Source organism: Thermoflexus hugenholtzii, from assembly GCF_018771565.1.
Lineage (GTDB): Bacteria > Chloroflexota > Anaerolineae > Thermoflexales > Thermoflexaceae > Thermoflexus > Thermoflexus hugenholtzii_A.
Map to the genome: position 1 here is coordinate 2,348,962 of NZ_CP076326.1, position 15,800 is coordinate 2,364,761.

At 67.2% G+C, this 15,800-nt stretch carries 14 protein-coding genes; 2 read left to right on the top strand and 12 right to left on the bottom strand.

Annotated features, from left to right (window positions below):
• Nucleotides 1-7: 7 nt before the first annotated feature.
• The 9 genes from KNN16_RS10650 to KNN16_RS10690 all read right to left on the bottom strand — a co-directional run bounded on the left by KNN16_RS10650 (nt 8) and on the right by KNN16_RS10690 (nt 8,240).
• Nucleotides 8-1,174 (bottom strand): glycosyltransferase family 1 protein, encoded by a 1,167-nt coding sequence (locus KNN16_RS10650; RefSeq protein WP_303896833.1) that lies wholly within the window; start codon nt 1,172-1,174, stop codon nt 8-10.
• Entirely contained in the window at nt 1,156-2,298 is a 1,143-nt protein-coding gene (locus tag KNN16_RS10655; RefSeq protein ID WP_303896835.1) for a glycosyltransferase family 4 protein, read from the bottom strand. Before KNN16_RS10655 ends, KNN16_RS10650 begins: the two co-directional genes overlap by 19 nt.
• A 32-nt stretch (nt 2,299-2,330) precedes the next feature.
• The gene (locus KNN16_RS10660) at nt 2,331-2,543 is read right to left on the bottom strand and encodes an aldo/keto reductase (RefSeq protein WP_303896837.1); all 213 of its coding nucleotides are present in this window, start codon (nt 2,541-2,543) and stop codon (nt 2,331-2,333) included.
• A 357-nt stretch (nt 2,544-2,900) separates the two neighbouring features.
• Nucleotides 2,901-3,359 carry a thioesterase family protein gene (locus KNN16_RS10665; RefSeq protein ID WP_088572403.1) on the bottom strand — a complete coding sequence of 153 codons (459 nt, stop codon included), beginning with the start codon at nt 3,357-3,359 and terminating at the stop codon, nt 2,901-2,903.
• A 126-nt stretch (nt 3,360-3,485) separates the two neighbouring features.
• The gene (locus tag KNN16_RS10670; protein ID WP_303896839.1) at nt 3,486-4,574 is read right to left on the bottom strand and encodes an RIP metalloprotease; all 1,089 of its coding nucleotides are present in this window, start codon (nt 4,572-4,574) and stop codon (nt 3,486-3,488) included.
• 42 nt (nt 4,575-4,616) lie between these two features.
• Nucleotides 4,617-5,183, bottom strand: a complete 567-nt coding sequence (locus KNN16_RS10675; RefSeq protein ID WP_303896841.1) for a Uma2 family endonuclease — start codon at nt 5,181-5,183, stop codon at nt 4,617-4,619.
• A 15-nt stretch (nt 5,184-5,198) separates the two neighbouring features.
• Nucleotides 5,199-5,771, bottom strand: coding sequence for a Uma2 family endonuclease (locus tag KNN16_RS10680; RefSeq protein ID WP_303896842.1), 573 nt, complete (start codon nt 5,769-5,771; stop codon nt 5,199-5,201).
• Nucleotides 5,772-5,783: 12 nt separating this feature from the next.
• Nucleotides 5,784-6,773, bottom strand: a complete 990-nt coding sequence (gene mvaD / locus KNN16_RS10685; protein WP_303896844.1) for a diphosphomevalonate decarboxylase — start codon at nt 6,771-6,773, stop codon at nt 5,784-5,786.
• 81 nt (nt 6,774-6,854) lie between these two features.
• Nucleotides 6,855-8,240, bottom strand: coding sequence for a sialidase family protein (locus KNN16_RS10690; RefSeq protein WP_299285020.1), 1,386 nt, complete (start codon nt 8,238-8,240; stop codon nt 6,855-6,857).
• A gap of 148 nt (nt 8,241-8,388) precedes the next feature.
• Here KNN16_RS10690 and KNN16_RS10695 point away from each other — a divergent pair, with 148 nt between their 5' ends.
• The gene (locus KNN16_RS10695; RefSeq protein ID WP_303896847.1) at nt 8,389-9,858 is read left to right on the top strand and encodes an acyl-CoA dehydrogenase family protein; all 1,470 of its coding nucleotides are present in this window, start codon (nt 8,389-8,391) and stop codon (nt 9,856-9,858) included.
• A gap of 6 nt (nt 9,859-9,864) precedes the next feature.
• Here KNN16_RS10695 and KNN16_RS10700 read toward each other — a convergent pair whose 3' ends face one another.
• From KNN16_RS10700 to KNN16_RS10710, 3 genes are read right to left on the bottom strand one after another with little or no spacing between them, the layout of a single operon-like run.
• A complete protein-coding gene (locus KNN16_RS10700) occupies nt 9,865-10,548 on the bottom strand; it encodes an ABC transporter ATP-binding protein (protein ID WP_303896849.1) in 684 nt (227 codons plus the stop codon).
• Between the two features lie 6 nt (nt 10,549-10,554).
• On the bottom strand, nt 10,555-13,164 hold the full coding sequence (locus KNN16_RS10705) for an ABC transporter permease (RefSeq protein ID WP_303896851.1): 2,610 nt from the start codon (nt 13,162-13,164) through the stop codon (nt 10,555-10,557).
• 58 nt (nt 13,165-13,222) lie between these two features.
• Nucleotides 13,223-13,840 carry a hypothetical protein gene (locus KNN16_RS10710; RefSeq protein ID WP_299286287.1) on the bottom strand — a complete coding sequence of 206 codons (618 nt, stop codon included), beginning with the start codon at nt 13,838-13,840 and terminating at the stop codon, nt 13,223-13,225.
• Nucleotides 13,841-14,391: 551 nt separating this feature from the next.
• Between KNN16_RS10710 and KNN16_RS10715 the strand changes: the two genes are divergently transcribed.
• Entirely contained in the window at nt 14,392-15,789 is a 1,398-nt protein-coding gene (locus KNN16_RS10715) for a VWA domain-containing protein (protein ID WP_303896854.1), read from the top strand.
• Nucleotides 15,790-15,800: the final 11 nt, after the last annotated feature.

The following is a 15,800-nucleotide window of genomic DNA, read 5'->3' on the forward strand; positions in this document are numbered from 1 at the left end:
TATAACTCTATTCCCTATCCCTCGGCCTGAGCAGCGAGCCGGAGCCGGGGCCCTCCGCCCCGTTTAGGAGCCTTCGATACAGCCGCACGGTGGCGGCGGCGGTGGCCTCCCAGGTGAAGCGGGCGGCGCGGGCCAGGCCCCGGGCCCGCAGGGCCTCCCGGAGCGCCTCATCCCGTAATAGGGTAGAAAGCCCCTCGGTCCAGGCCTCCTCATCCATCGGGTCCACCAGCAAGCCCGCCTCGCCCACCACTTCGGGAAGCGAAGCGGCCCGCGCCGCGATCACCGGGGTCCCGCAGGCCATCGCCTCCAGCGGAGGCATCCCGAACCCCTCATAGCGGGAGGGATAGGCGAAGACCGTGGCTGCGTTATACCAGAAAGGAAGCTCCTCATCGGGGATGAACCCCACCCACCGTGCCCGCCCCTCCCGCTCCAGCTCCCGCAACCGGGGGAGAAAGGCGGGCTTCCAGCCTTTGCCCCCGACCAGGATCAGCGGGACCGGCGGGAAGAGGCGGGCGACGGCCTCCAGCAGCACCCCGAGGTTCTTGCGCGGCTCCAGGGTGCCCACATACAGGATGAACCGCTCCGGCAGGCCCCGGCGCGCCCGGAAGGCGGCCACCTCCTCCGCCGGCAAGGGCCGGAACCGGGGATCCACCCCCGGGTAGGCCACCGCGATCCGCTCCGGCGGAAGGCTCCAGCGGCGGATCAGATCCTCCCGGGCCGCCTGGGAGATCGCCAGGATCCCTGCCGCCCGCCGGCAGGTCCATCGGGTGAACATCCGCAGATACAGCCGGTTCGCTGCCCGGAAGGCCTCCGGGTAAAGGAGGAAGCTGAGGTCGTAGACGGTGACCACCACAGGCAGGCGGGCCGCCAGCGGCGCCACGAAGGCCATCGCGTGCAACAGCTCCCAGCTCCCCCGAGCCAGGCGCAGCGGCAAAACCAGCTGCTCCCACAGGATCCGGACGAAAGGCTGATGGGTAGGCCAGGACGTGCGAACCCACCGGATCCTGGGGACCTCCGGGGGGATGGCCCGAGGCCCGATGAAGGCGGTGAAGGCGATCTCCGGGGCAGCCTCCGGCAGGCGCCGCAGGACCTCATAGAGATAACGATGGATCCCGGCGCTACGGTAGGAGGCCTCGCCGGCCAGCAACTGCGCGTTCAGCGCGACGCGTCGCATGACGGCTCCGGAAGCGATCCCGCGTTCCCTCCCATCACCCGGTGATAGAGGGCGACGGTGGCCCGGGCGATCCCCGCGTGGGTGAACCGCTCCAGGACCCGGGTCCTTCCCCGCTCGCGGAGCGCCGCCCGCAAATCGGGATCCCTCATCACCCGACGCAGCGCCGCCCGCAACGCCTCCGGATCGCCCTCCGGGAACACCAAGCCGGCGTCCCCGATCACCCATGGGATCTCCCCCGCGGAAGAGCCGATGACCGGGACGCCGCAGGCCATCGCCTCGATCAGCACCCGGCCGAACTGCTCCGTCCAGTTCGGCCGGGTTCGAGAGGGCAGCACCAGGACGTCCAGACCTGCGTAGACCTCCGGCATCCGGGTCGAGGGGGAGGGCGGCTCGAAGGCGACGCGGTCCGCGATCCCCAGGTGCGCCGCGAGCTGCCGCAGGAAGGGGCCCGCCGGCCCGCTGCCGATGATCCGCAGCCGCCAGTCCCCCTCCAGCCCGGCCACTGCCTGCAACAGAAGGTCGATTCCTTTCTCCGGCACCCAGCGTCCGACGTATCCGATGGTGAACGGCCGCGGGGGGCGCGGGGAAGCCGGCCGGAAGGACTCGGGATCCACCCCGAACTGAGGGATCACCGCCATCAAGCCGGCGTAGCCCTTGGCCCGCCAGACCCGCGCGGCCGTCTCGCTGCCGGCGATCAGGAAGTCCGCCGCCCGCAGCACCGCGCGCTCCCACCATCGAAAGGGTGGCGGATACCGGCGCAAGAGGTTCTGCCAGGAGAAGACGCCAACGCGGATCCCCAGACCCTTCGCCAGACGGACCGCGTGATAGGTGGCCAGGTTGTAGGGCTCCTCTTCGATGTGCAAAAGGTCCGGCCGCAGGGCGCGGAGGCGCCGGCCCAGATACGGGTAAAAGTGAAGATGGAAATGCCCGTTGAAAGCGATGGGCTCCACCAGCAACGTATAGCCCCGGGTGTGCGCCCGCTCCAGAGGAAGCACCCCCCGCTCATCCCGCCAAGCAGGCGGGACCAGGACGATGAGCTCAATCCCCTCGTGGCGAGCGATCTCTTCCGCCTTGCGCTGGTAGGCGCCCACCACCAGGGCTTTGGAGAGCAGCACCACTCGCATCACCGTCTTCTGCCGTTCCCGATCCCGCCGGCTCAATCCCTATCCCATGCGGTGAGCATGTCCAGGCGCTGGGCGATCTCCTCGGGCAGGGACCAGCCCACCGCGCTTAGAAGCTCCTGGAGCTGCTCCACCGTGCTGGCCCCGATGATGGGGCTGGTGACGGTCGGGTTGCGCAGCAGCCAGGCCAGGGCCACCTGGATATAGATATCCGCTGTGTCGACGAAAAGGTTGACAGTAGCTGCCATCTTTGTTATCATTTGCCTCGGCGGCAGGGGGCGGCGGGCGGTCCGAGAGCGGCGAGAACCAAGCCGCACAGCCTGAAACCGGAACCCGACCCGGACGGGCTGGCCACCCTCAACGGCCCTACCGGGAGTTCCCCGGGAAGTGACGCCTGTGGAGATCCCTCTGGCGGCGGAACGGGCACCGCCCGGTCTACGAGCCATGGGTCGATGAAGCAGGAAGCAGCCCGTCATGAGGTTTCGCCCCAAGCGGGTGAAATCCATGACGATGCGCTGCGGAACGGTGCGATACTCCATGGCGCATCCCCCGCAGGAATGGTGTCCGGAAGCTCAGCGCCACGCCGCCCTCACGCCATGGCCCGCTCACCCGGTCCGCTCCACCCGCACGCTCTGGTCCCCGAAGGAGCCTGCTTGCGGACCGCGCGTTAGGACGGCTCGCCAGATCTCCGGGATCGTCATCACCCGGCCGGACCGATCCAGGCACAGATGTTTCGTCCAGCCGGTGGCCAGGCGCTGGCCGGTGTCGGCGTTGTAGACCGCGTAGCCGAAGGTGATCGAGCGGCTGCGGATCTCCTCCACCCATGTCCGGACGGTGACCCGATCCCCGTAGCGGGCCGGGGCTTCGTAACGGGCGTGGGCCTCGGCCACCGCGAACAGCGCCCCGCTGCGCTCGATCTCCGCGTAGTCCGCCCCGCAGGCCCGCATATACTGGCTTCTTCCCTCCTCGAACCAGATCAGATAAGCGCTGTGATGCACCAGGCCCATCTGATCGGTCTCCGCATACCGCACGTAGAACGTCGTGGCCACCACCGGCCGATCCACCGGGCTCCTCCTGAAGCAGGGTCATCCGGAGCATCGACGCGCGCCCGTGCGGCGGGCCTCACCGCCGCTCTTAGAGGAATGAGAGTTCCCTCCGGGAGGAGGGAGCAGCGGCGCGGCGCCCCTCCTTTACGGGCCGGCCCCCCGCGAAAGCTCTCCGATCTCCCGGATGGAGAGGAAGATCAGCAGCGCCAGCAGGAAGGCGAAGCCGATGAGATGCACCACCTGCTCCCGGCGCGGATCCAGACGCCGCCCTCGAACGGCCTCGATGAGCACGAACAGGATCCGCCCGCCGTCCAGGGCCGGGATGGGCAGGAGGTTGGTGAAAGCGATGGCCAGGCTGATCAGGGCGATGAAGGTGAGGAACACATAGGCGGAGCCCACCTCCACGCTGGTCCGCAGCGCCTCCCCCGCCTCTGCCCCGATGCGGACAGGGCCGGCGGGCTGGAGGACCTGGGCCGGGACCAGGCCCAGGAGGATGCGGGCCGGCAGGCTGAACAGCTGCGCCGTCAACGCCCCGAACATCACCGTCCCGCGGGCCATCGCCTCCCCGAGCCCGAACCGCTGCATCCGGCTGTAATCCGGGACCGAGGCGATGATCACCCCCATCGCGCCCTGGCCCGGCGGCGGATCCGGCCGCACGTATACGGATACTTCCTGCACGCCCTGCGCCCGCTGGATCCGCAAGGTCACCGTGCGTCCCTTCCGCTCCTGCGCCAGCCGCCGCACATCCTCGGTGCGCTCCACCGGCACGCCATCCAGCGCCAGGATGACATCCCCGGCCTGGAGCCCGGCCTGGGCGGCCGGGGAACCGGTGGCCACGCCCTCCACCCGGACCTGGGAGGAGGGCACGCCGAGCAGGAAAATCAGGATGAGCACCCCCCAGGCCAGGGCCATGTTCATCAGGGGCCCGGCGGCGAGGATCAGCAGGCGCCAGGGCCACGGCCGGGCGGCGAAGCCCTCCGGGATCCCCGGATCCTCCTCGCCCCGCAGCCGCACGAAGCCGCCGAAGGGGATCGCGTTGAGGGTGAGCAGGGTCTCCCGCCACCGGCCCAGGATCAGCAGCCGGGGTGGGAAGCCGAACCCGAACTCCTCCACCGCCACCCCGGCCAGCTTCGCCGTCAGGAGATGCCCCAGCTCGTGGACGAAGATCAGCGGGCCCAGCGCCAGCAAGAACCCCAAAACACCCCACGGCATCGTGATCACCGGCTCCGTCATCGCTCCCCCCAATCGAAGTTCCCCGCCGGATACGACCTTCCCTCAGGTCTCGCCGAGGATCTGATCCACGGGGACGTGCAGGTCCGGCAGCTGGAGCGGCGTGATGACCTCCCCCCGCCCCACCACCCGCACCTCTCGATATCCCTCTCCCTCCGGCCCCCGATACACCTCCACCACGCCCCGCCCAAGATCCACCACCCACACCTCAACCACCCCATACCGCGCATACAGCGGCACCTTCACCCCCCGATCATACCCGGCCGAATGCTCCGCCACCTCCACGATCAGCAACACATCCTCCGGCCCCGGATGCTCCGAAGCGTAGAAATCCTCCCGCGGCCGCAGCAACGCCACATCCGGCTGCGGCTCCGAACGCCGCCCCAAACGAATGGGGTTCTGAACGCTGACGATGGCGCGCCCACCAACTCGTTGGGAGAACCAGTGGCTGATCCGGTTGACGCACCCAGCGTGCCGGCTTCCGATGGGGCTCATCTCGACGATCTCTCCCTCGATGAGTTCCACCCGGTCATCCTCGGAGAGGATCCCCGCCTCCGCCATCCGGTGATACTCCTCCACCGTGAACAGACGCTTCAGCAACTCCACCCCCATCGTTCCCCCTTTCCCTCAGGAGGTCTCACCGAGGATCTGGTCCACGGGGACGTGCAGGTCCGGCAGCTGGAGCGGCGTGATGACCTCCCCCCGCCCCACCACCCGCACCTCTCGATATCCCTCTCCCTCCGGCCCCCGATACACCTCCACCACGCCCCGCCCAAGATCCACCACCCACACCTCAACCACCCCATACCGCGCATACAGCGGCACCTTCACCCCCCGATCATACCCGGCCGAATGCTCCGCCACCTCCACGATCAGCAGCACATCCTCCGGCCCCGGATGCTCCGAAGCGTAGAAGTCCTCCCGCGGCCGCAGCAACGCCACATCCGGCTGCGGCTCCGAACGCCGCCCCAGACGGATGGGATCCTGGACGCTCAGGATCGCCCGGCCGGCCACCTGAGCCGGCAGGAACAGGTTCAGGAGGCGCTTCACTGCCGCCGCGTGCCGGCTTCCGATGGGGCTCATCTCGACGATCTCCCCCTCGATGAGTTCCACCCGGTCATCCTCGGAGAGGATCCCCGCCTCCGCCATCCGGTGATACTCCTCCACTGTGAACAGACGCCGCTCCACGCGAACATCCATAGGGACCTCCTTTCATGGGCCTCCCTCGGGCGGCAGGATTCGGGCCCCGCCGCCGGGGCCGCTGCGCAGCACCCGAAGCACCCCGGGCACCCTCTGGGCCCGCCGGGCCACCTCCTCCACGGCCTCCGCGGGGCAGAGCAGATGGACGTTCGGTCCGGCGTCCAGGGTGAAGGCCACCGGCAGCCCCTCCTCCCGCCAGCGACGGGCTGCCTGCAACACGATCAGAGTGGCCGGCTCCCAGTAGAACAGGGGCGGTCGGGAGGTCATCATCACCGCGTGCATCCAGATGGCGTCCGTCTCCACGATCTCCGCCAGGGCCTCGAAGTCCCGCCGCAGCACGGCCTCCCGACAGCGGGCCACCCGCTCCGGCGCGGTCGCCACCCGCGGTCCATGAAGGGGGCTGGTGGCCGCCCGGCGGTGCCCCTCGCTGGACCCCACCGCCTTGTGCTGCTCGCTGACCACAGCGATCACGTCCCACAGGTCCCAGTGCTCCGGTGGGGCCACGCTATAAGCATAGGAATCCTCATGGTGCTCGCCGGCCACCCACTCCACGAATCCTGGGGGCACCGAACGGCACGCCGAACCGGAGCCCAGGCGGGCGAGGGTGGACAGGTCTCGCTCGGAGAGCCGCAGATCCAGGGCGGCGGACGCCGCAGCGGCCAGGGCGGCGAAGGCCGCCGCCGAGGAGGCCAGCCCCACGCCGGGCGGGATGTCCGTGATGGACTCCACCACGGCGCGGCCCCGGAACCCGGCCATCCTTCGCACGTGATCCAGGAACGCCGAGACCCGTTCCCGAGCCGGCCCCTCCACCGGCACGCCGTTCACGAACAGGAGATCCAGCCCTTCTTCTTCCTGGAATGTCACCGTGGTGATCGTGCGCAACCCTCCCAGGTTCATAGAGAACGAGGGATTGGCCGGGAGCCGGAGGCGCTCATCCCGGTTCCCCCAGTATTTCACGAAGGCGATGTTCGGGTGGGCCAGGGCGGTGGCGCGACGCGCCATCTCCCGCGTCCGTCGAGCTGAGATCCGTCGCCTCAGTCTAACATCATCCCGGCCGGGGGCTCAAACTTCCGCCGGCCGCCGCTACTCCAGGGGGATCCCGGGAAGCAGGATGGAGGAGGCAAGGGGGAGGATCCCGCATGTCACCATAATCTCTTCATCGCCAAACCGGGTATCGCTCCACGCTGCGCAGATGCGATCCCCCCGGACATCCAGACCCCAGTAATCCCCGGGCGCCGGGCTGATGGGCGGCACAGCCTGATTCAGATCGAAGGAGCGCGTGCTCACCCGGAAGGGCAGGCTCCAGGTCCGCCCGCCGTCCGGAGAGTAAGCATAGAAGGCATCGAAAAGCCGGTTCCGGGGATCCCCGCGGCGGTCCAGCCAGAACAGATGCACCCATCCCCGCGCGTCCGTCCGCACGATGGGATGGGCGGCGTCTCCTGGGGCGGCGAAAGGCCGGCTCAGCGTCCAGGTGCGACCGCCGTCCTCGCTGCGGGCGAAGGCCACCTCCGTGCCCATGGCCTCCTGAGGGGATCCCTCCGTCCAGGCCACATACAGCCGGGCCGGATCCCGGGGGTCCGCCGCGGCGCTGGGCAGCGTGTAAAGCCGCCACCGATCGTAAGCGCGGACAGGGCTGGGGGGCTGAAGGACCGGAGCGACATTCCGCGGAGCGGAGAAGGAAGCCCCTCCATCAAAGGACGTGACCACCCGAATCCATCCGGGCGTGGTGGGCGACATCGGCTCCACGTAGAAAAGATGAACGGCCCCATCGGCCCCCACCACCGGCATGGCCCCCTGCACCCCCTCCCCCTCGGCCGCGGTCACCGGGCGGGACCATGAAAGGCCGCCGTCTTCGGAGCGGACCACCCACAGCACGTCGGCGTGCATGGGCCGCCAGGCCACATACAGGCGCCCGTAGTAGGGGCTGGTGGGATGGGCGTCGCGGGCCAACCAGGGCTTATCATCGAGGATCGTCGATGGATCCGAGATGATCGTCACAGCGTCCCGCCAGGTGCGCCCCCCGTCATCGGACCAGGTCAGGAACAACCCGTGATGGCGGTAAGCGGGCGTCCCGGCGCCCAGGGCCAGCACGTAGAAACGCCCTTCTTCTGTAGCCAGGGCGACCGGATCGCTCTGGCGGGTGATGGTGGGGGGCAGGCCGGGGAAGGGGATCTGGATCGGCCAGGAGCGTCCTCCGTCAAAGGAAACGTAGATCCAGACCTCACGGGTGATGTCCTGGGTGCGGCGGAAGTCCTTGGCTGCCACCACCAGATTTCGGAGGTCGCGGGGGTGGATGGCCAGGCTGGGTTCCTGCTGGGCGAAGCCGCTCCGATCGGTGTTGGCCACCGTGTTGGGACCCCACAGGGGCGGCGGGAGCATCGTGGCCTCCCCCTCCGCCCGGCGCATCGCGAGAAGCAGGCCCAGAAACAGAACAGCTCCCCCCAGCCCGGCCTTCAGCCATCGAAGCACGCGTCATCCTCCCTTCGAGGTCATCCATCATTCCCCAATTTCATCATACGACGGATCTTTTCGGATCCCGGAGGCCGAAGGGACATCCTCCGGCGCGTCCCTTCGCGAGGGCTTATCATGGAGGTGGATCTTCCACAGGGGGATCGGCATGGCTGAGATCGAGCTCATGGAAGCCCTGCCTTCGCCCACGCGGTTCCTTCAGGCAATAGGGGTTCCGCTTCCCATCCGGGCTGAGCTCGAGGAGCTGGAGGCTTGGTGGGAGGCGGAGGGGAAGGCCATCTCCGCGATGATCGATCGCATGGGCACGCCGTGGCTGCGCGCTTACGACCGCTTCGGCCACCGCATCGATGAGATCCTCTACCCGCCGGATTACCGGCGGATGCTCCTGCAGGGCTACCGGGCCGGCGCGGTCTGGCGGGCCTTCGAAGGGGAAGGGCTCGCCGCGACGTTCCTCATCGGATATGTAACAGCCTTCTATGACGCAGGCCTTTACTGCCCCTACACCGTCTCTCTGGCCACCGCCCTGGCCCTGCGCAAATACGGCGATCCCGCGCTTCAGGCGCGCTTCCTCCCACCTCTGCTCCGGCGGGACGGCGAGGTCTGGCAGGGCGCCACCTGGATGACCGAGGCCGGCGGCGGCTCGGATCTGGGGGCAACCGTGGAGACCGTCGCCCGGTCTGAAGGCGGACACTGGCGGCTGACGGGGGAGAAGTATTTCGCCAGCAACGCCGGGGCGGAGCTGGCCGTGGTCGCCGCCCGGCCTGAGGGCGCCCCCCGCACCGTCCGCGGCCTCGCCCTCTTCCTGCTCCCCCGCTACCGGGAGGACGGCGGCCTGAACTATCTCATTCGGCGTCTGAAGGATAAAATCGGCACCCGCTCGGTGCCCACGGGCGAGGTGGAGCTGCAGGAGAGCGAGGCTTACCTGCTGGGGCGCCCGGAGACCGGCATCTACGAGATCCTGGAGGTCCTCAATGTCTCCCGGGTCGCCAACAGCGTCGGCAGCGTCGCCCTGATGCAACGGGCCATCGCCGAGGCGCTGGCCTTCGCCGAGCGCCGCGTCGCCTTCGGCCGCCCCGTTCTCCACCACCCGCTGATGCGCCGCCAGTTCGCCGAGCGCATCCGCGAGCTCCAGGCCGCCTTCGCCCTGGTCTGGACGACGGTCCGTCTGCTGGAGGAAGTCTGGCCGGAACATCCTCCCTACTCGGAGCGCTATCACCTCTTCCGGCTGCTCACCCATCTGGCCAAATACTGGACGGCGGAGCAGGCGGTGCAGACGGCGAAGTGGGCGATGGAGGTCCACGGCGGGATGGGGGTGCTGGGGGAGTATCCGGTGGAGCGCTGGCTGCGGGAGGCCATGATCCTGCCCATCTGGGAGGGGACGCCCCACCGCCAGATCCTGGACGGGCTGGAGGCGATGGCGCGGAAAGGCGCCCACCGCGCGCTCTTCGCGTGGCTCGCCCCCCGGGCGGATCCTCAGGCGCTGGAGGAGATGGCCAGCCGGGTGGAAGCCCACCTCCAGCTCCCTTCCGAGGAGCAGGAAGCGCAGGCCGAGGCGCTGTTCCGGGATCTGGCCCGTTTCACGGCGGACACGCTCAGCCGGAGCTTTCCGGGCGGATGAAGCGGATTATGCCTTTACAATACGGCCGTCCCGCAGCCGCACCACGCGGTCCGACCAGGCGACGATCTCCAGGTTATGCGTGGTCACGATCACGGTCAGCCCCTGCTCCCGGTTTAAGCGCCGCAGCAGCTCTATGATCTCCTTCCCGGTCTGCGAATCGAGATTGCCTGTCGGCTCATCCGCCAGCAACAGCTTGGGATTCCCGATCAAGGCCCGGGCGATCGCCACCCGTTGTTGCTCTCCACCTGACAGCTGTCCGGGCAGGTGGCGCATTCGATTCTCCAATCCAACTGCCTCCAGCAGCGCCCGGGCACGCTGCTCCAGATTGAACTTCAACTGACGCCGGTAGGGGATCAGCGGCAGCATCACGTTCTCCAGTGCGGTCAGGTCCGGGACCAGATGGAACAGCTGAAAGACAAATCCAATTCGCTCTCGCCGGAAATCCGCCAGCTGGTCTCCCCGAAGTGCCCCCAGATCGATCCCGTCCACCACCACTCGTCCCCGGGTCGGGCGATCGAGCGCCCCGATCAGGTTGAGCAGAGTGGTCTTGCCTGATCCGGAAGGACCTACGATGGCCAGGAACTCCCCCCGCTCCACCGTGAGAGAGATCTCCTGGAGGGCGGTCACCCGGATCGCGCCAGCGATATACTCCTTGGAGACGTCCTCTATCTGCACAAGCAGCTCCGCCATAGCTTTTCACTCCCCACGCATCACTTCCGCCGGTGGTATCCTGGCGGCCTGGATCGCCGGGTGCACGGCTGCGAAGATACCGATCCCGATCGCCAGCCAGGCCACCACAGGTCCCACCGCAAGCCAGATGGGAGGCAAAGCGCGATAGAGGGCCCAGAACGCCAGAGCGCCCCCCAGAACGCCCAGGGCCCCCCCTACCCCTCCCACGAGAAGGGCTTCCCGCAGGATCGCCTGGAACACGGTCCCATCACGCCAGCCAACGGCCTTCAACAGTCCGATCTCCCGGCGACGCTCCGCCACCCCCGCTCGCATGACCTCTGCGATCAAGAGCCCACTGAGCAGGAAGCCGATCCCAACCATTCCATAATGGAACCCGCGTATGTGAGTGTATACATATTCCCCGAGCAGGATTCCGTAGAGCTCTCCCCGGGTCGCAGAGCGAACAGCCAGGAGAAGCGCAGCCAGAGCCGCTGATACCGCCAGCGCCGTCAGAACCATGGCTGTTCGTACTGGCCGCCGCAGCAGGTGGCGCAACCCATAGCTCCAGAGGGACAGTGAACCGAGGGCCAGCCCCCGGCCGCTGATCTCCCCCAGCTGCATCACGGTAACAGGAGGCAGACGGGCGGCCCGCCAGGCCGGATACAGTCCCCCACTCAGATAAAGCACGAGGCCCAGCAACAGCGCCAGCCCGCTGCGTTCTACAGGCACGTCCATTCGCATGGCCTTCACAGCCAGCGCTGTAAGCCCCAATCCCAGCACCCCTGCCAGCATGCCTTGCAGGATGGCGGTCCCCAGCATCACCCGGAACACCGTGCGGGTCCGCCAGCCCACCGCCTTCAGGATCCCTAGCTCCCGTGTGCGTCCCAGGACTGCAAGCATCTGGCTGTTCAGGAGGAACAGCCAGGCCACCAGGAACACGACCCCCGACAGGATCAGATCCGCTCGACGGAATCCCCGGGAGACCCTCGTGGTGACGCCCTTCTGCACCCAGAGCTCCTCAGCCCATCCGATCCCGGGGAGATGCACAAACACTCGACGAGGCGAGGCCCCCACCATAATATCCACCTCCAGACCGGTGCGCCGCACGATCTCCTCCGCCACCCGCTGAATACGAGCCTGGGCCTGAGGGTCTAGTCCCTGCACGTCCACCACCACTCGAATGGCGCTGATGCAATCCTCGCGTCCGAGCAGAAAGCAGGCCCCCTCCAGCGTGGTCAGGGCCGTGGGTGGGGTGGTGAGATAGCCCCGCCAGTTGAAGCTCGGCCGAAGCATTTGGGGAGGATGGATTGGAACCCCATCCTCCCGATATTTCAGGATCACAGGAGGCAAAAAGTAGGTCTCAAAGGGAAGACGGTTCAGGGTGGAGCGAACATGCTCCTCCAGCTCCTGCGGGGAAAGAGGATAAGTGGTGCCGATAGGGATGTTCCGGAGGATACGGGGTGTTGCGTAGAAAAGCTCCTCGCTGTTGAATTCCCCTACGGGGACCAGATACATCTCGTTGAACTCCGGCCGCGTGCAGTATGGCGTGGTGTGCTTCAGAGAATCCCGGAAGACCAGCTCCCCTCCCCGGGTCCCGATCGGAACAGCCTCAACGGCAATGGTCCCTTCAGGCAGGAAAGGAGGGAGCGGAACCTCTCGATAACGGATCGGAGCTGGCAGGTCAAAGGAACATGGTTCCGGGTTGGGCGCATACACAAGCTGCGTGGCCCCACCCGGGCTGATCACCTCCAGAAAATGATTGGGAAGCAAATCCGGATCCTGGGCCCGGAAGATGCGCGCCCACACCTGCTCGTTTGTCCCCTCCCGGTAGATCTCAACAGTATGGGTGATGACGAAGGCAGAGTGACGGTTAAGCAGCATCGGGAAAGCGATCACGGTGCCCTTCTGGAGACCCTCGGAGTAATACTCCCGCCGCTGGGGAACATGCGAGAGGAGCTTTGAGATGGCCGCCGTGTTCTCCAAATAGCTGCTGCCTCGCCTCAGTGCCGCATTAAGGCCGGTCAGGCTGGCTTCCGCCTCCGGATCTATCCCCGCCAGGAAAAGAATCCAGGTTTCCCTGGGAGCGATCGGGAAGGAAAATGAATATGCTAGCCGGAAATCCGCCCACATCTCTGGATCTGGACGGACTTCCCCAACAAGGGTATCGGTATAGACGTGCTCTTGAATCCCATCGAACAGGCGCTGAGTTCGCTCGATGCGATATCGCCCCAGGTATTGCTCCGGGTGATAGCGCGGCTGGCTCATGTAGAGCATGTCGATGACCAGCGGGGTGGTGGCCCGATAACCCACCATGGCCACCGGTGCTGCGAGGACCACACCGGGGATCGAGCGGATGGCCTCCAGCTGAGCCCGGGTGATGCCCCCCACCGCTCCGCTGAGAAAGTTGGCATGAACGAGGTTGTATTTCTCTTCGAGGATCGAACGGGATCCCCGAGGGCGAACCAGGATATCATAAGAGGACCGCCAGTAATAAGCCAGGATGCGATCGCTGGTGACCTGCAAAGTGTTGGAGGCGGAGAGAAAGAGAACCAGGCCAGCAGCGATCGACAGCAGTCCCAGAACGCTCGAACCCCGAGGGGTCCCCCACCGCCGGAAGCGAATCCAGAGCCATCCCATGCACCCTTTCCTCTCGGATCGGAAGCTCCACAACCCCTGATCTCCCCAGGAAGGATCGTCAACAGGGGATGCCCGTTCGACGCCAGTTTCCACACCCGCAGATATTTCCCCACCAGCAGTTGTTCCCGCTACAGCACCACTGACGAAGAAGATCCCCGATCCACAGCACCTGCCCACCGCTGGGATCCGGGCGGCATTCTGAGCATGCGTTGCTCTGGTAGACTGCGCAATCGCAAACCGCAGTGGGTTGGGGGGGCATTGTAGAGGCATGGGCCTTGGATTTGGATGGAAGCCGGAAGGGTGAAACCAGGAAGGCAACCAGGATCCCACTCCCGAGCTTCCGGAGCATCTCCCGCCGTCCCCAATCCACGTCCAGCACTGGTCCACCGAAGCGGGCCACGGCCTGGGCCACCCGCCACGCCCGCGCCGGGCCCAGGACCTGCACCAGGCGCCAGCGCATCGCCAGACCCGTGAAGACCCGTATCTGCTCCCCTTCGATCTCCAGGAGCATCGGCTCCCAGCGCCAGTTGGGGTGAGCCTGGTTCAGCAGGGCCTGGACCTCGGGCTCCCGTAGCGATCGCACCCCCAGCCGCCCGCCGCTCAAGGCCTCCACCTCCCGGGCCAGGGCGGTGCACACCGCACACCCGCTGTCAAAGAGAAGATATCGTTCGGTCATGGCCTTGCCTCCCTGGAAGGGGTTCCACTTCTCATCTTATCCCCTTTGCCCTCGGCGCGCTTCCTCATTTTTGGAGGAACCCCTTCGGCGGCGATCCATCCTCCCAGATGCCCCATGCGCTGGCCGCAGGCCGTCTCCTGGCCCGGAAAGGCATTTGGGTATGCTGGGTGCCAGGGAAGTGGTGGAAGCAGCCCGCGCCGCAGGCCTCACGCGTATTCGGGTAGGGAATGCCTTTCTTCTGGATCTGCCTGCCTCGGGGGTCATGTAGCGCCTGAGCCCGGTGAAAAAGGCCAGATTCACAGCGGGAAGAGAAGAAACCACTGGCGATGCTTGTCAGGGCATTGGCCTTTTTTTGACGGTAAGACGCTCCAGAGCCAGAATGGCAACACCTTCCGCGGCTTGGACCGTGGCCTCCACACCCCTCACTATCCCGAGAGGGTGGGGTTCCGCCAGGCGCTCGATTCGCTCAGGAAGGGGGCGGATCGCTCCCGTTATCTGCCAGAGTGAGACACGGGCGTTTCGAAAATGGCCTTGAGGAAAGGAGCCTGACTGTGGATGAGCGCATCCTTCAGTTCATCCGCGCCCTTCGCGCCACCGGCGTTCGGGTCTCGGTCGCGGAGTCGGCCGACGCGCTGCGGGCGGTGGAGCAGGTGGGGGTGATGGATCGGGAGACCTTTAAAGCTGCCCTTCGCACGGCCCTGGTGAAGGAGGCCCGGGCGATCCCCATCTTCGAGGAGCTCTTCCCCCTGTTCTTCGGGCTGGGCGAGCCCCCCATGATGCCCGCGACGGGCGGTCTCTCCCCCCGGGATCAGCGGCTGCTGCAACAGGCGCTGCAGGCCCTGGCCCGTTTGTTCGGGCCCCAGATGGCGGAGCTGCTGCGCCGGCTGCTGGAAGGTCAGCCCTTCACGCCGGAGGAGCTCCAGGCCCTGGCCCGCTATGCCGGAAGCCGTCACATCCGGGAGTGGGCGGACCGCCAGGCCCTCGCCCGCTGGATGCAGCGAGGGGCGGGGCTGGACGAACGGCTGGAGGAAATGCTGCGGGCCCTCCTGCGGATGCTGGCGGAAGCCGGGATGGATGCGAACACGCTCCGGCAGCTGGAGGAACGGATGCGGGCCAACCGGGCCGCCCTGGTCCGCCAGATCCAGCAGGCGGCGGGGATGTCTGCCCTGGAACGCCTGGCCGAGCGCCCCCCGGAGCCCAGCGAGGCGGAGCTCCTGGAGCGCCCGTTCCACGCCCTGACCCCCACCGATCTCCACCGCATGCGCCAGATGGTCGCCCGCCTGGCCGCCCGTCTGCGCACCCGGGCCGCCCTGCGTATGAAGCGAGGGGATGGCCGCCGGCTGGACGCCAAGGCCACGCTGCGGGCTAACCTGCGCCACGCCGGCGTCCCCTTCGACCTGCGCTTCCGCCGGCGCCACCTCAAGCCCCGACTGGTGGTGCTATGCGACCTCAGCACCTCCGTGCGGCACTGTTCCGAGTTCTTCCTCCATTTGATCTATCTGCTTCAGGATCAGATCAGCCGCACGCGCAGCTTTGTGTTTATCGATGACCTGCGTGAGATCACGCCCATTTTCGCCGAGGAGCGGCCGGAGGAGGCCGTGCGCCGGGTGCTCCGGGAGAACCCGCCGGGGTATTACAACACGGACCTGGGGACCAGCCTGGCCACCTTCTGCCGCAGCCACCTGGACGCCCTGGACCGGAAGACCACGGTGATCATCGTGGGAGACGGGCGGAACAATTACAACGATCCCCGCCTGGATTGCTTCGAGGTCATCCGTCGTCGAGCGAAACGCATCCTCTGGTTCAATCCAGAGCCCCGAGCGCTCTGGGGCACCGGCGACAGCGACATGCTCCTCTACGCCCCGCTCTGCGCGGCGGTCCACCAGGTCCAGAACCTGGCGGAGCTGACGGAAGCCATCGACCACCTGTTCGAGCGGGGCGGCGCGTAGCGGCCGCGACG

Bases quoted from the DNA above. Each gene is read 5' to 3' on its own strand.
- mvaD (WP_303896844.1), bottom strand. From the start codon at position 6,773: ATGGCGCGTCGCGCCACCGCCCTGGCCCACCCGAACATCGCCTTCGTG.
- KNN16_RS10670 (WP_303896839.1), bottom strand. From the start codon at position 4,574: ATGACGGAGCCGGTGATCACGATGCCGTGGGGTGTTTTGGGGTTCTTG.
- KNN16_RS10700 (WP_303896849.1), bottom strand. From the start codon at position 10,548: ATGGCGGAGCTGCTTGTGCAGATAGAGGACGTCTCCAAGGAGTATATC.
- KNN16_RS10680 (WP_303896842.1), bottom strand. From the start codon at position 5,771: ATGGATGTTCGCGTGGAGCGGCGTCTGTTCACAGTGGAGGAGTATCAC.
- KNN16_RS10705 (WP_303896851.1), bottom strand. From the start codon at position 13,164: ATGGGATGGCTCTGGATTCGCTTCCGGCGGTGGGGGACCCCTCGGGGT.
- KNN16_RS10695 (WP_303896847.1), top strand. From the start codon at position 8,389: ATGGCTGAGATCGAGCTCATGGAAGCCCTGCCTTCGCCCACGCGGTTC.
- KNN16_RS10650 (WP_303896833.1), bottom strand. From the start codon at position 1,174: ATGCGACGCGTCGCGCTGAACGCGCAGTTGCTGGCCGGCGAGGCCTCC.
- KNN16_RS10710 (WP_299286287.1), bottom strand. From the start codon at position 13,840: ATGACCGAACGATATCTTCTCTTTGACAGCGGGTGTGCGGTGTGCACC.
- KNN16_RS10675 (WP_303896841.1), bottom strand. From the start codon at position 5,183: ATGGGGGTGGAGTTGCTGAAGCGTCTGTTCACGGTGGAGGAGTATCAC.
- KNN16_RS10660 (WP_303896837.1), bottom strand. From the start codon at position 2,543: ATGGCAGCTACTGTCAACCTTTTCGTCGACACAGCGGATATCTATATC.
- KNN16_RS10655 (WP_303896835.1), bottom strand. From the start codon at position 2,298: ATGCGAGTGGTGCTGCTCTCCAAAGCCCTGGTGGTGGGCGCCTACCAG.